The 14224-nt window shown below is 68.3% G+C and carries 19 protein-coding genes; 18 read left to right on the top strand and 1 reads right to left on the bottom strand.

Annotated features, from left to right (window positions below; genetic code table 11):
- Positions 1 to 241: 241 nt before the first annotated feature.
- The 9 genes from H9652_RS04215 (at position 242) to H9652_RS04180 (ending at position 4133) form a co-directional block, all read left to right on the top strand.
- The gene (locus H9652_RS04215) at positions 242 to 586 is read left to right on the top strand and encodes a hypothetical protein (protein ID WP_191795020.1); all 345 of its coding nucleotides are present in this window, start codon (positions 242 to 244) and stop codon (positions 584 to 586) included.
- A complete protein-coding gene (locus tag H9652_RS04210; RefSeq protein WP_191795019.1) occupies positions 583 to 873 on the top strand; it encodes a hypothetical protein in 291 nt (96 codons plus the stop codon). The genes H9652_RS04215 and H9652_RS04210 overlap by 4 nt, the downstream gene beginning before the upstream one ends.
- A complete protein-coding gene (locus H9652_RS04205) occupies positions 870 to 1157 on the top strand; it encodes a hypothetical protein (RefSeq protein WP_191795018.1) in 288 nt (95 codons plus the stop codon). Before H9652_RS04210 ends, H9652_RS04205 begins: the two co-directional genes overlap by 4 nt.
- Positions 1154 to 1351 carry a hypothetical protein gene (locus H9652_RS04200; protein WP_191795017.1) on the top strand — a complete coding sequence of 66 codons (198 nt, stop codon included), beginning with the start codon at positions 1154 to 1156 and terminating at the stop codon, positions 1349 to 1351. The genes H9652_RS04205 and H9652_RS04200 overlap by 4 nt, the downstream gene beginning before the upstream one ends.
- On the top strand, positions 1348 to 2133 hold the full coding sequence (locus H9652_RS04195) for a hypothetical protein (RefSeq protein ID WP_191795016.1): 786 nt from the start codon (positions 1348 to 1350) through the stop codon (positions 2131 to 2133). The genes H9652_RS04200 and H9652_RS04195 overlap by 4 nt, the downstream gene beginning before the upstream one ends.
- Positions 2126 to 2260: a hypothetical protein gene (locus H9652_RS20035; RefSeq protein ID WP_263598999.1), complete on the top strand. Its 135-nt coding sequence runs from the start codon at positions 2126 to 2128 to the stop codon at positions 2258 to 2260. Before H9652_RS04195 ends, H9652_RS20035 begins: the two co-directional genes overlap by 8 nt.
- Positions 2253 to 2600 carry a hypothetical protein gene (locus tag H9652_RS04190; RefSeq protein WP_191795015.1) on the top strand — a complete coding sequence of 116 codons (348 nt, stop codon included), beginning with the start codon at positions 2253 to 2255 and terminating at the stop codon, positions 2598 to 2600. Before H9652_RS20035 ends, H9652_RS04190 begins: the two co-directional genes overlap by 8 nt.
- Positions 2597 to 2935 (top strand): hypothetical protein, encoded by a 339-nt coding sequence (locus H9652_RS04185; protein WP_191795014.1) that lies wholly within the window; start codon positions 2597 to 2599, stop codon positions 2933 to 2935. Before H9652_RS04190 ends, H9652_RS04185 begins: the two co-directional genes overlap by 4 nt.
- Before the next feature lie 121 nt (positions 2936 to 3056).
- The gene (locus H9652_RS04180) at positions 3057 to 4133 is read left to right on the top strand and encodes a DUF4238 domain-containing protein (protein WP_191795013.1); all 1077 of its coding nucleotides are present in this window, start codon (positions 3057 to 3059) and stop codon (positions 4131 to 4133) included.
- 47 nt (positions 4134 to 4180) lie between these two features.
- Here the strand turns inward: H9652_RS04180 and H9652_RS04175 are convergent, their stop codons facing one another.
- Positions 4181 to 4975 carry a hypothetical protein gene (locus H9652_RS04175; protein WP_191795012.1) on the bottom strand — a complete coding sequence of 265 codons (795 nt, stop codon included), beginning with the start codon at positions 4973 to 4975 and terminating at the stop codon, positions 4181 to 4183.
- Positions 4976 to 5133: 158 nt separating this feature from the next.
- On the opposite strand from H9652_RS04175, the gene H9652_RS04170 reads away from it, so the two are divergent.
- The 9 genes from H9652_RS04170 to H9652_RS04130 all read left to right on the top strand — a co-directional run bounded on the left by H9652_RS04170 (position 5134) and on the right by H9652_RS04130 (position 14217).
- Positions 5134 to 5982, top strand: a complete 849-nt coding sequence (locus H9652_RS04170; protein ID WP_191795011.1) for a hypothetical protein — start codon at positions 5134 to 5136, stop codon at positions 5980 to 5982.
- Between the two features lie 57 nt (positions 5983 to 6039).
- Positions 6040 to 6297 (top strand): hypothetical protein, encoded by a 258-nt coding sequence (locus H9652_RS04165; protein ID WP_191795010.1) that lies wholly within the window; start codon positions 6040 to 6042, stop codon positions 6295 to 6297.
- 176 nt (positions 6298 to 6473) lie between these two features.
- Positions 6474 to 7007 carry a hypothetical protein gene (locus H9652_RS04160; RefSeq protein WP_191795009.1) on the top strand — a complete coding sequence of 178 codons (534 nt, stop codon included), beginning with the start codon at positions 6474 to 6476 and terminating at the stop codon, positions 7005 to 7007.
- A gap of 630 nt (positions 7008 to 7637) precedes the next feature.
- Positions 7638 to 8249 carry a hypothetical protein gene (locus tag H9652_RS04155; protein ID WP_157277160.1) on the top strand — a complete coding sequence of 204 codons (612 nt, stop codon included), beginning with the start codon at positions 7638 to 7640 and terminating at the stop codon, positions 8247 to 8249.
- Positions 8246 to 9931, top strand: a complete 1686-nt coding sequence (locus tag H9652_RS04150; protein WP_191795008.1) for a terminase — start codon at positions 8246 to 8248, stop codon at positions 9929 to 9931. The genes H9652_RS04155 and H9652_RS04150 overlap by 4 nt, the downstream gene beginning before the upstream one ends.
- A gap of 2 nt (positions 9932 to 9933) precedes the next feature.
- Entirely contained in the window at positions 9934 to 11316 is a 1383-nt protein-coding gene (locus tag H9652_RS04145; protein ID WP_191795007.1) for a phage portal protein, read from the top strand.
- Between the two features lie 41 nt (positions 11317 to 11357).
- Entirely contained in the window at positions 11358 to 12620 is a 1263-nt protein-coding gene (locus tag H9652_RS04140) for a hypothetical protein (RefSeq protein ID WP_191795006.1), read from the top strand.
- Positions 12621 to 12662: 42 nt separating this feature from the next.
- A complete protein-coding gene (locus tag H9652_RS04135; protein ID WP_191795005.1) occupies positions 12663 to 13358 on the top strand; it encodes a hypothetical protein in 696 nt (231 codons plus the stop codon).
- Between the two features lie 19 nt (positions 13359 to 13377).
- Positions 13378 to 14217: a P22 phage major capsid protein family protein gene (locus H9652_RS04130; protein ID WP_191795004.1), complete on the top strand. Its 840-nt coding sequence runs from the start codon at positions 13378 to 13380 to the stop codon at positions 14215 to 14217.
- Positions 14218 to 14224 lie beyond the last annotated feature (7 nt).

Genomic DNA, 14224 nt, shown 5'->3' with positions numbered 1-14224 from the left:
CGCGTGAGTCACGGCAGCAGTCACGGTCCCCCCGACCCGACCCGACCCGACCCGTCCTTAGTCTTTCGGCTCACCTCCGTTTTGGACGTGGAGACCAAGGCCAAATCGTCACCTACGTACCGCGCGAGCGGCACGACGGATTGGCCTTGGGATGCTGACCCGGACCGAGGTCGAGCGCCTGGCAGCAGCCGCTAACGCGCTGCGACCCGACTGGCCCCTGCAATCGCTCTGCACGTTCCTCGTGCGAGACCACGCACACCGCGCCTACCGCGACGTCGCCGTGGCTCTCACCTGGGTCGCGACCGACCCGAAGACCCAGACCCCGAAGCGCATGAACGAGCTCGGGCCCTGGTGGCAGGCCGTCGCCGGCACCGAGACCAGCAGCGGCCGGTACACGCCCTGCGACATCGAGGGCGACGCACACCGCTCCTACCCGAAGGGCCGGTGCGGCGCCTGCAGGGCCGACGAGCTCGCAGCCGACGACCACACCCCCACCCCGGCGCCCGCGCCGATCCCTGCCGCCTACGCCGGTGGCGCCAACCTCGTCCGGCAGGCCGCCGGACTCCCGATCAAGGAGCACGCATGAGCGACCAGCACGTGAACGCGGAGCGGATCCGCGTCACCCTCAACATGACCGCCGCGATCGCCGCCCACCTCGGCCTCACCCTCGACGCCGAGGGCGCCACGATCGCCCCCACCCCCGGCCCGCTCGTCGACGCGATCGCCGCCCACATCTACGCCCGCCACACCGAGAACCGCTACACCACCTGGGAAGACCTCTCCCCCGCCGGCAGGGCGCCCTGGATCGCCACCGCTGAGGGCGTCATCCAGCTCGCCACCACGGCGACCGAGACCGTGGAGGCCGGCGCATGAACGGCGCGCGCAAGATCGAGCGGCTCGAGCCCGACGGGCAGATCCACGTCCACCTCGGATGCGAGATGGACCTCGACGACCTGCTGCTCCACCTGCTCGCCGAGGAGGGGCTCGGGCGCCACTGGGCAGACGGGCCCACCCATCTCGCCGACTGGCCAGAGCTCGACGTGGGCCGGTTCCGCAAGGTCCCGTGCAGCTGCGGCGACGACCACGCCTACGACGTCTGGCCCGTCGGCGACGACGAGAACCCCCGCGGGTCCTACCTGGGGGTGATGACCCGATGAGCGCCCCGTTCGTGGCCCGCTTCCACGGGACCTGTACCGACTGCGAGGAGCACATCGCCCCGGGCGAGCGGATCGTCTCGCTCGGCGACGGCGAGTACGAGCACGCCACGTGCCGCACGGTCGATCGCCCCGCCGAGACCTGCCCGACCTGCTGGCTCACCATGCCCTGCGACTGCGAAGGAACCACCCCATGACCGCCCCGACCTCACCGAAGCCCCACACGCCGGCCGACCCCAACGATCTGCGCACCGCCCTCACCAAGCTCGCGGAAGACCTGGCGCGGCAGCCGCTTCCGCCGATAGAGCCGCGCCAGGTCGGTCACGCCGCGGCTCGGCGCGAGATCGCCGAGCGCCTCCGTGCCCTGCTCGCCGCTCACCCGGCACAACCTCAGGCCGGGTCGCTGGTCGAGTACCGGGATGCCGTCGCAAGGAACCGTTCCGCCGCCTCTTGGATGCGAGACGACTTCCTCACCGACATGGATGAGTGGCTGACCACGCACCCCGCCCCGGTGTCCGACACCCGACGCGAGGACGTGGCCGTGGGTGAACTCGCGCCCGGCGACCAGGTCATGTTCCCGGGCAGCGTCTACCGCGCCGTGCGCTCGACGGAGTACGTGGGCCTGTCGCCGAACATGATCGTCACGTTCGAGGACGGCTCGCACATCACGTGGACGGCCGCCACCCGCGTGGAGCGCATCCCTGCCCCGCCCGTGGACGACGGCGGCTGGACCGTGGCCGACTGGGAGGAATGGGCAGGCGAGGTGGCCGCGACGCTCCCCGAGGACTGCGACGGCGACGAGGCCCAGACCGAGATCATCGCCCAGTTCGTGCGTCGAGCTGCCGCCCCGCCCGTGGTGGACGAGGCGGCGATCGCAGACGTCATCTCGATGCACCTCGGGGGCTACCTGCCAGACGGGAACATCAACCGCTTGACCGCTGAGATCGCCGCCCGCCTGAGAGGAGTAACCCATGGCTGACCTGAGCGCGCACTGCCCGAAGTGCGGCGAGGTCGAAGAGATCGACCTGACCCCGCCCGTGAACTTCACCATCCGCAGCGAGTACCTGACGCTGACCTGCGACGCCTGCGAGGACTCCGATGACTGACGCACGGACCTGGCTCGACCAGGTGGACGCACGCACCAACGCCGCCACAGACGGACCATGGACCTACGGCGGACAGGGGTGGGTGTTCGGACCATCTACCGAACACACTCGCGACGATGACCTCCTCGCGACCGTTACTGACGACGAGACCGGCGTGTTCATCGCTCACGCGCGGACTGACCTGCCCGCCGGGACCACCGCACTCCGCGCAGTACTCGACCTGCACGCAGACGACGGGTACGGCGACTGCACCGGATGCGGCGTCGACACCTACGAGAACGCCATCTCGTGGCCCTGCGCGACCGTCACCGCCATCACGACCGCTTTGGAGGACGCATGAGCACCGACGACCTGACCCGACGCGCGAGGGCCGAGGTGCTCGTGCTGAACGCCGTCCCGAACGGCCAGGCCGTGTACACGCAGGAACTCCTGTCCGAGCTGGCCGACGAGGTAGACCGACTACGGGCCGAGAACGCATACCTGCAACACATCTCGGACACCTATGACGAAGTCATGCCGCTACTCGGACAGACCACCATCGAGCGTGATGCGGCACGGGCAGCACTCGAACGCGTGACCGATCTGCTCACCCTCTGGGCGCGCCTCGCCTCCCAGCAGGCCAACCTAGGCGACGTAGTACACGACCTCACCCGAGCCCTCGAAGGGGAGCCATGACCCGCATCGACACCGTAGGCCAGCGGAAAGAGATCCTCGCCGCCGTCTGCGAGAACGAGTACCGCTGGACCTGGAAGCGCGCGAGCAGGGGTGCGTCCTCCAGGGATGGGACACTCAGGGCATGACAGAAAGTCCCACGGGCGACTGGCAGTTGATCTCCACGGCGCGCAATCCGTGGGGCAAGGTTCCGATCACCGGTGGCGATCCGCGCTCAGGTGTCGCCCGCGAACGCCTCGATGAGCTCATGGCCCAGGCCCACCAGCCTGACCCGCCGTCACGTCGCCACCACTACGTGCCCAAGAGCTACATGAAGTACTGGTCAGAGGATGGCAAGCGCGTCCACACCATTGACACCATCCTGGGGCATCGCCGACTAGTTGGCCTCCGCGATGCGTGCGTGGCCGAGAACTTCTACCGGGTAGTCGGCGTCGATGGCACGCCTCACAACCGAGTCGAGCTCATGTATGCCGTACTTGACCGCGAACTTGCCCGCATTCAGGCAATGCTCTGCCGTCTCACAGACCCCGAGCAACTCACCTTCGAGGACTTTATGTCGCTGGGCCTTCTCGTGAGCGTCCAGCGAGGACGCACATCCCAGATGCGTCGCCAGTTGGCCGCCCAGGGAGAGTGGTGGCGGCGGCAGGGCGTCAACGGGCAGAAGACGGAAGCCCTGACGGCCATCCAACTGGCAGGGTCCCACACTGAATCGGCCTTTACCGGGATGTACGACGCTGCTGATGTCATGACCGGCAAGCAGCTCGAGATCTGGATCGACCCCAAGGGGAGGTTCATCACGAGTGACGCGCCGGTGCAGACCACCCTGATTCCCGAGCGCCGTCCCGGGCTCCTGGATGCCCCCCGGATCTGGTGGTCGATCAGCCCGGAACGAGCGGTGTGCTTGGTGAACACGCTCACGGGCAACAAGGCCGACATGCGGACGGCCAGCGTGAAGCAATTGGACGAGGTGCGGACAGCAATGATTCGTGGACGGGAACGTGTAATCATCGGCACGGAGCGCGGACTGCATGGCATACCACTAGGACCACTACCCAAGCGAACGCAGATGCGGTTGCGCTGCACGCCACACGGAACGGGCTGCCTAGTCGAGATCGCAGAGACCTACGCTTCCGCGCCCGACGTGAGGCTCTGTAGCAGCGGAATCCACACCGACGTACCCGGCGTAGTCGCCTTCGCCTAGCCCGGTCAAGGTTGAGCCCGCAACCTTGACCAACACGGGCGCGCAAGTCAAGAATCGCCGGACATCCTGGTGCCCGTGAGCCCGACCGTCGAGATTGCCCGCGGCGGGCGATAGGCGTCCAGGTCGCGGAACGCAGTCCTCGAGACCGGGAGTTCCGTAATCCACGGGAACTGCCCTCCCTCTGGGAGCCATGCCACAACCCCGCGAACCAGGTCACCCTCCGACATTGGCGGCAAGTTTCCCTCGGTCGGCGGAGTGGGGTTTCGAAACATCGAACGGTGCACGTTCACAGCGGTCAGGAACTGGTTTGCGGTGTTCACAATCGGCTTGATCGCAGAATTCGCCTTCCTGATCTTCTCAACTCGTCCCGGCCAGTATGGCGCCCCATCGGCCACGAAGAAGTCAACGTCAACTGCGTAACCAACGTCGGGGAACTTAATGAGGGCGCCAGTCATCCCTCGGCTAAGGTCGAACTTGATCAGCCCTGCGGGCATGCCGGGTTGAAACATGTCCCACCCAAACCGAATCCGCAGCACGCGACGGGCGCCGCTGGGACCGGGCATCTGCTCGCCCTCGTACCATGTACCCCTGTGTCCCTGCTCTCCGGTCAGCAGATTCGTAGTGGCGGGAACACTCCGATCGACTCCGAACCGAAAACCCGGACGAAGTTCCGGACGAGGATCAGGGCCATGCAGGCTGACCTTAAACTGCCCCAGTTCGGGATGCCGCGCCTTGACGTAGAACGAAGTGCCGCGCGAGAAGATTCGCCACATGTGGCTGTACGGCCTTGCAGGTTCTTCTCGTGAGCCAACGAGGATGCTGACCGCCTGCTCCTTGCCCATGTCTTCAACCTTCCTTCGGTAATGGGTGCGACGATACTGCCCAAAGAGTCGATCAGGTTCAGACGTTCCGTATTTCACCCTGCCAACTCTGAGCGGATCCTGTCTTGAGCCCGCGCCGCCGACGCCGTAACGTAGTCCGCCCACCGGAAGGCGAGCCCGTGGACACCCGTACCGCTCTCGACGCACGAACCGATCTCCTCTGGATCGTCGACCACTGGGCCGACCTACGGGTTCGACTCCACGGCGGCGGCGGGAACGCGCTGACCGGGCTGCCGTCCGGATCGAACGAGGCGCCGCTCCCCATCGACGTCGCCGTATCGGACCTCATGCGCGAGATCGAGGACCAGGCGAGGTTCTACGCCGCCGTCCTTCTCGACGAGGTCCCGCCCGAGCACGGGTGCGACGGGCGGTGCGTGGACGCGTGGATCACCACGGCCGCCGATGCCGCGAAGGCCGGCCAGCCCGTCCCGCCCGCGCCGGGCTCGTGGGACTGCCCCGACCGGCGCGACCCCATCACCACGTCGACCATGCCCGCCCTGCTCGGCCAGGTCGCCGAGCGGTACGGCCACTTCACCGCCGACGAGCGTGAGGCCCTCGACTTCGCCGACGAGGCCCACGACTTCCGCGAGCGAGTCCGCAAGACGCTTGAGCGACCAGCTCGCCCGACCTACGTCGGACCCTGCCGGTCGCGCACGGCCGACGGGGCTGGATGCGCCGGCGAGCTCTACCTACGCGAGGGGCGCGACGGCGGGGTCTGCCGAGAGTGCGGGACCGGGTTCACCGAGGTCGAGCAGACGGCCTACGTCCGCGACGAGCTCGAGGAGCGGCTCATGACGCCGATCGAGATCGTGCGCGCGCTCAAGATCGTCGGACACGAGGTCAAGCCCGGCACCGTGTTCAAGTGGGTGCAGCGCGGCAGGCTCAAGGAAGTCGTCGATGGGCTGTACCGACTCGCCGACGCGCTCGACCTCGCCAAGCGGCCCGTGCGTGGGAAGGTGGCGGCATGAAGGGCCGCGGCCGGCCGCGCCGCTGCCGCTTCGATGACGGGGGTCGACGTGTTCGCGTTGGGTGCACTAATCGGACTGGCGGGCTGCTTCCTGCTCCACGTGGTCCTCGAGAAGCCGCCGTACAGTGGCAAGGCGGTGTTCGTCGGGATCGTGCTCATCGTGGGCGGTGCCGAACTCGCCGTCTTCAACGCTCCGTTCCTCGACGAGCAAGAAGCAGGCGGGAAGGCCCTGGCTGCCATGCTCGCACCAGTCGCCCTCGTCCTGGCTGCAGCCTTCTCGGGCCGAGGGTCCGGGAAGGGACGAGGCATGTTCTAGCCCATCCAGCGTGCCGCCCCATGACGGCAGCGGGCCACATTGCCCACCGCGCCCTGTCCACCTAGTCTGTGCTTAGGTGGGTTTCACCCATCAGCAGACAAGGCCCCGAGGTTCGCCACGGGGCCTTTCGCGTATCCGGGTCGGCGCTGTCAGTAGCCGACACTACGTTCTACCTCATGCTTCGCATCAATGACGTGATCACTGTCGACGTGGTCACCAACCTGTGGACCGACGCCCTGCTCCCCATCGCGGCGATCGTGATCTCCGTCGGCACACTCGTCTGGTCCATCCGTGACCGCCGAAGCGACCAAGCGCGGATCAAGATCTCGAGTGCGATCTCGATCCCCGTCGGGGATCTTGGGCCCGTACAGCGTCTGATCGGCATCGACGTGACCAACGTAGGCCGCTCCGGATCAACAATGCTGAACAACATCCACTTGCGGTCAGGGCGTCGGGGTGGGAACTTCTGGGTCACGCAGCCAGCCCTCGGCATCGGGTCGAGCTATCCAGTTCGGCTGGAGCCGGGACAACACGCCAAGCTGCTGATAGACCCCACGGGGATCGCGATCGCCTGCCAAAGGGAAGGCATCGACCCAGAGTCTCTGCAGGTCGTTGCCACAACCGGACATGGCGAGACCACCACCCGGCTCAAGAAGAGCGCCCGTTGGCTCATCGCGGACGTGGCAAGACGCTCCCCTGCCCTTCGGTGACCACGCCCGGTCGACGGGGTGCCAAACGGCAGGAGGTGGGCGGGATGCCCCGAGGCTGGTCCCCCTGCTCCCGCTGCCCCGACGTCGCACCGCCTGGCTGCTCGACCTGCGACGCATGCCGAGCCGAGACCGACAGGGCACGCAGGCCAGCAGGCAACCCCTACTCCACCAAGGGTCACCGCCGCTTCCGGGAGGACGTCCTAGCCCGCGACCCGCGGTGCGTGTGCGCTGGCGGCTGCGGTGCACACGCTGGCCTCTGCGCTGCGATCTCGACCGTCGCTGACCACCACCCAGTCGAGCGCGTCGACCTTGTGGCGATGGGTCAGGACCCCAACGACCCGGACCATGGGCGCGGTGTCTGCGCTCCATGTCACGACCGCACGACGGCCCGCACCAAGCCCGCAGGATGGAACGCCCGCTGACCATCCGAAACGGGCATAGCAAGCGCGCCGGACCGGTCGATTCAGGGTGGGGGTACCCCCCAAAGAGCCACCCTGCCGGAACCGCCGGAGAGGGGGATTTTCCTCTGTACGGGTTCCGGGACTCCTGGTGGTGAACACACTTCGACGCTCGACGGAAGGTCGGGCGCCACTTTCGTAGGCCGCGCAAGGCGGTGAAGAGGTGATCGTCATGCCGGGTCCCGCTCCGAAGCACCCGTCCACTCGAGCTCGCCGCAACGACCCGAAGAAGGGCTTCACTTCGCTGCCCGCTGGCGGCCGGCTGGGTGCGATCCCGCCGTGGCCGCTGCGCCCCAACCCGTTCATGACGGCCCAGCTCGAGACCGCGCGCGATCGCGTGGCCTCGCTGCAGGTCGAGCTCGAGGCAGCCGAAGACGGGCGCGCTCGCGGCCGACTCCGGCGCGAGCTGAGCAAGAACGAGATGACCGTCGCCACGCTGAGCCTGCAGATCGAACAGGCGACCGACGACGAGGTCGCCCTCTGGGACGACTTGTGGCGGACCCCGCAGGCCACGGTCTGGGAGGACTCGCACTCGAGCCGCGAAGTTGCTCAGTACGTCCGGTGGAAGGTGCTCGCCGAGCAGGGCGACCTCAAGGCTGCCGCCGAGGCGCGCCAGCTCTCCGACCGACTCGGCCTGAACCCGTTGGCCCTCACGCGCCTCCACCTGGAGATCGAGCGCGCCGACGAGGCCGAGACGCGCGGCGAGCAGCGCCGCAAGAAGGCCACCCCGCCCACGGACAACAAGCCGAAGGGTGACCCGCGCGGCACTCTTCGGGCCGTGTGACTACCTTCATCGTCCCGTCGTTCGACGAGGAACCCTGGCCGTCTCTGGGCGGTCCGATCTGCGACCTGATCGAGGAGCGCGCGGTCTTCGGACCCGGCTCCCTCAAGGGCGAGCCGGCACGGCTGGACGACGAGAAGCGCGCCGCGATCTGGAAGGCCTACGAGGTCTACCCTCGCGGCCACGAGCTCGCGGGGCGCCGGCGCTTTCGGCGCGTGCGGATCTCGTGGCGCAAGGGCACGGCCAAGACCGAGTTCGGCGGCTGGGTCGCGTTCGTCGAGCTGCACAGCGAGGGGCCGGTCCGGTTCGACGGCTGGGACGCGGACGGCAACCCCGTCGGGCGGCCGGTCCGCGACCCGTACATCCCGCTCCTGGCGACCACGCAGGAACAGGTCATGGAACTCGCCTACGGCGTCCTCTACACGGTCTGCACCGAGGGGCCCGACGCCGACCTGTTCGACTCCTCGCTCGAGCGGATCATCCGACTGGGCGAGCGTGGGGCGGACGGCAAGGCCGTCCCCTTGGCCGGTTCGCCGAACGCCCGAGACGGCGCTCGGACCACGTTCCAGTACTACGACGAGACGCACCGCCTGAACTCCCCCACGGCCCTGTCGGCCTACGAGGCGATGGAAGCAAACCTCCCCAAGCGTCCGCTCGACGACCCCTGGTCGCTGGGCACCACGACCGCGGGCGAGCCCGGCAAGGGCAGCGTCGCAGAGAAGGACAAGGACGAGGCCGAGCTCATCAGCAAGGGTGAGGTCGACGAGCCCGAGCTCTTCTACTTCCACCGCGAGGCCGGGACGCACGATCCGACCACCGGCAAGGAGTACGACCTCTCGGTCATGGCCGATCGCATCGAGGCCATCCGGGAGGCGTCTGGCCCCTCGGTCGCCGCCTGGTCGGACCTGCGCGGCATCGCCAAGCAGTGGGACCGCCCCCGTGCCGATCCGCGCTACCTCGAGCGGACCTGGCTGAACCGGTGGACGCAGGCCGAGGCCCAAGCGTTCGACGCTCGCCGCTGGAAGGACGAACTCGCCAAGGTCGGCGCAACGATCCCGCGCCGGGTACGCCGCAAGGTGACGCTCGGCTTCGACGGTTCGCGCTGGAAGGACACGACGGGCCTCGTCGTGACCGACATCGAGACGGGGCTCCAGCAGAAGTTCGGCCTGTGGGTCCCGGACTACGCCGACGAGTCGCCCGACGGCACCCCTGAGGTGCGGGTCCACGAGGTCAACGAGGGCGTCGACGAAGCATTCAAGGTCTTCGACGTCGTGCGCATGTACCTCGACCCGGCACAGGGCTGGGACGAGCAGGGCGCGACCTGGGCCGGGAAGTACGGACCCAAGAAGGTGCTGTTCTTCTACACCGACTCGCGCAACCTGCGCCGCACCGCCGAGATGTGCCGGTCCTACGCCGGCGCGATCAAGGCCGGCGAGGTCACGAACGACGGCGACGAGGACCTCGCGTCGCACATCGCCAACGCGCAGAAGCGCGAGATCAAGATGGTCGACGACGAGGGCCAGCCCCTGTGGGTCATGTCCAAGGAGCGCCACGACTCGCTCAACAAGATCGACCTCGCGATGGCGGGCGGCCTGTCCTGGCAGGCGCGACTCGACGCGATCGCGTCCGGCGTCTCGACAGCATCCAGCTACTTCTACACCGCATCGACCACTCGCCGGAGGTGAGAATGGACTCCGCCGAGATCCTGCGTCTTGCGACGCTCATGGCCGACAAGATCCGGGCCCGGCGCCCCGACATCGTCTCGAACGTGGCGTACTTCAAGGGCACCGAAGGGCGCATGCGGTTCGCGTCCGACGAGTTCCGCGACTACTTCGCTGACCGGTTCTCCGGGTTCTCGGACAACTGGTGCATGCCTGTGGCACAGGCCCCGATCGAGCGCATCCACCAGCTCGGTATCCGACTCGACGGCAGCACCACTGCCGATGTGGAGTCGGCCCGCATGTGGGAGCGCAACGAGGCGGACCGCGGGCTGTCCGAGGCACTGATGATGATGACGGTCGCGAAGCGGTCGTTCGGCATGGTCTCGCCGTCGCCGGTCGGGGCCCGCGTCACGTTCGAGCACCCCGACTCCGCGTGCGTGATCTACGACGCGACAACTCGCCAGCGCCGCGCGGGCATGGTCGTGTGGCAGGACGAGAAGTTCGAGTACTCGGAGTTCCAGACGCCGCAGTACATCATCCCGCTCAAGCGCCCCCGCTTCATCCGGGAGAGCGGCGACAAGCACGTCGCGCCGAACGCCGACGGCTGGGCGTTCGACCAGGCCCGCGAGCTCAAGGCGAACCCCCTGGGCGCGGTCCCGCTCGTCGAGTTCCGCAACCAGGCGCTCCTCGACGACGAGCCCATGAGCGACATCGCTGGCGTCAAGCCGATCCAGGACACCATCAACCTGGTCTGGGCGTACCTGCTCAACGGGCTCGACACCGCGTCCCTGCCCGCTCGCATCATCAAGGGCATCGACGTCCCCAAGGAGCCGATCCTCGACCAGGACGGGCAGATCATCGGCGAGAGGCCGATCGAGCTCGACCGCCTGATCCGTGACCGCATCATCTTCATCCCCGGCGAGGGCGACGTGGCCGAGTGGACCGCGGGCAACCTCGAGGTCTTCTCCAAGGTCATCGGTCACGCCGTCGAGCACGTCGTGGCACAGACCCGCACCCCGGCGCACTACCTGATCGCCGCGTCATCGAACACGCCCGCGACCGGATACGAGCTCGCCGAGGCCGGCCTGGTCTCCAAGGCCGCCGAGCGCATCTCCTACGCCAACCCCTCGGTGCGCGAGATCTACCGACTCGCGGCGATCGCCGAGGGGCAGGCGGAGCGCGCGGCGCAGATCGCCGTCGGGAAGGTCCTGTGGAAGAAGCCGCAGTACCGGTCCGAGCAGCAGCTCATGGACGGGCTGCAGAAGATGCGGACCGCAGGCTTCCCGTTCCAGTGGATCGCCGAAGAGTACGGCCTCTCGCCCTCGGAGGTGGACCGCGTGATGGAGATGAAGCGGACCGAGGAGCGTGACCCGACCATGGAGCAGGTCGCTCGTGACCTGGCGATCTGATGGTCGCGATTCCACAGGCCACCCAGGATCACTACCGGCGGATGCAGCGCCTGCAGGTCCTCGCGCTGCGCTCCTCGCGCCGCTCCTGGACCCGCGTTGACTGGCGCTACCTCTCGCAGTCGTGGTCGCCCGTGGTGGCTCGCGAGCTCGAGCCGCTCATGTCCGGGATCCAGGTGCAGGCCGCTGCGTCCGGGGCGTCCTACGGCGCCCTGACGCTCGCCGAGCAAGGCTCCTGGGTCGCGCCTGAGGCGTTCGTGGATCCGCGAGCCTTCGGCGGGTACGCCGCTGACGGGCGCTCGCTCGACGGCCTGCTCTTCTCGCCCATCACGAGCATGAAGACGTGGATCGCCGACGGACGCTCGGCCTCCGAGGCGCTCGCCATGGGCGGCCGGGTGCTCGACACGATCGTGCGCACGGTCGTCGCTGACGCCGGGCGTCAGGCGGCCGGGATCGACACGGCCTCACGCAAGAGCGTCGGGTACGTGCGGATGCTCAACCCGCCCTCGTGCTCGCGCTGCGTCGTCCTGGCCGGGCGGTTCTACCGCTGGAACGCTGGCTTCCGCCGGCACCCGCGCTGCGACTGCGTGCACGTCCAGTCTGCTGCCGGGTCCACGCAGGCCGCGCTCGACGAAGGGCTCATCTCCGACCCCTACGACTACTTCCGGGGCCTGCCGAAAGGCGAGCAGGACAAGATCTTCGGCGAGCACGAGGCCGCCGCGATCCGCGACGGCGGCGACATCTTCCAGGTCATCAACTCCAAGCGCGGCCGACAGGGCGCCTTCACCACCGAGGGCACCGGGCGTCGCGGCAACGCGTCGACCGTCCTGCGGCCCGGTCAGCGACGCATGGCGCCCGAGACGATCTACCGCCTGAACCCGAACCGCGAGGACGCCCTCAAGGCGCTGCGCGACCAGGGTTACATCCTCCCCGGCGGCCAGGTCCCCACGGGCTCCCTGCGTGGGCGCGTCGAGGGCTTCGGGCAGATGGGCCGCGGCGGGACACGTAAGGCGGCATCCGCCGCCGTCGAGGAGGCCCGCAGGACGGGCGTCCGCGACCCGCGGTCCCGCTACACGATGACCGCGGCCGAGCGGCGTCTGAACGACGCCGAACGGCGGTACCAACTCGTCCTCGAGGGCCGGAACCCGTTCGCCTCCCCCGGCTTCGGGAACACCCCCGACCCTCAAGGGCTGGGCCTGAACACGGTCGGCGCATCGCGGGGACCCCTCACCCCACAGATCGCCGCCATGGTCGAGACCGACTACCGGCGCTGGCTCGCAACCGGCGGCCAGAAGTTCGCTGCCTGACGCCGCAAGGGCTCAGGACCTACCCCTCTCGCAAGGAGAGACATGCACCCGATCCGCACCCGCGCGCACCTGCGCCGGCTCATGTTCATCACGGACACCGACGCCTCGGGCGGCGGATCCACCGACACCAGCGGCGCCGACGTCGACGAGTCGACCGACGGCACCGACACCGGAACTGGTGACGGCGCCGACCAGGAGGCCGACACGGTCAACTGGCAGGAGAAGTTCGAGGCCCAGCAGAAGATCAACCGCGACCTCGAGCGCAAGGTCAAGGGCGAGGCTGGCACGCTGCAGGCCAAGCTCGACGCCCTCCAGGCCAAGCTCGACGGCACGGAGGCCGAGCACGCCGAGACGCTCAAGTCCCGCCAGACCGAGGAGGCCGCTCTGGCGAAGGCGAACGAGCGCATCCGCAAGGCTGAGGTCCGCGCCGCTGCCGCCGGGAAGCTCTCCGACCCGGCCGACGCCCTCAGGTTTCTCGACCTCGAGCAGTTCGAGGTTGGGTCCGATGGCGAGGTCGACACCTCCGCCATCAACGAGGCCCTCGAAGGTCTCGTAAAGTCCAAGCCGTACCTCGCCGCGCAAGGTGGCAGCGGCGTCACGTTCGAGTCCCCCGGCGCCCATCGCAAGGAGCGCGCCGGACAGGTCACGCAGGCCGAGCTCGACCGCATGACGCCCGACCAGATCAACGCCGCACGCGCCGAGGGTCGACTCAACGACCTCCTCGGCATCAAGCCCTAGACCCTGAGGAGGGTTCCCCATGGCCATCACCAAGTTCATTCCGAAGGTCTGGTCCGCCGCGCTGCTCAAGGCGCTGCACAACCAGCTCGTGTACGCCCAGCCCGGCGTCATCAACCGCGACTACGAGGGCGAGATCGCCCGCGCGGGCGACACCGTCCACATCACCTCGTTCGTCGACCCCGCGGTCCGCGCGTACACCCGCAACGGCACGATCACGTGGGACCTGCTCACCGACACCCAGCAGTCGCTCGTCATCGACCAGCAGAACTACTTCGCGTTCAAGGTCGACGACATCGACAAGCGCCAGGCCATCGACGGCTTCGTCGAGGAGACCACGACCGGGGCGTCGTACAACCTCTCGGCCGAGGCCGACGAGTACGTCGCGACCACGATCGCGGCTGGCGTCGACGCGGGCAACGCCCTCGGGGCCGTCACGGTCGCGACTCCCAGCGACGCCTACGACCTCCTGGTCGAGTTCCGCACCAAGCTCGTCCGCTCCAACACCCCGGCCGCCGGCCGGTACGCGGGCGTGTCCCCCGAGTTCTACGGGCTCCTGCTCCGCGACGACCGCTTCATCCGCCTCGACGCCTCGGGCACGACCGACGGGCTGCGCAACGGCGTCGTCGGGCGGGCCGCCGGCTTCGACATCCTCGAGGCCAACACGGTCCCCGAGGCCGCGGGGGTCCAGACCATCATCGCGGGCCACTCGATCGCGACGACCTACGCCCAGCAGATCCTCAACACCGAGGCGCTGCGGCTCGAGACCACGTTCGGCGACGGCATCCGTGGCCTGCACGTGTTCGGGGCGAAGGTCATTCGCCCCAAGAACCTCACGTCCGCTCTCGTCACCATCTCCTGACCGAAAG

Source organism: Oerskovia rustica, assembly GCF_014836555.1.
GTDB classification, from domain to species: Bacteria; Actinomycetota; Actinomycetes; order Actinomycetales; family Cellulomonadaceae; genus Oerskovia; species Oerskovia rustica.
This window is presented reverse-complemented; position numbering and strand designations above follow the sequence as displayed.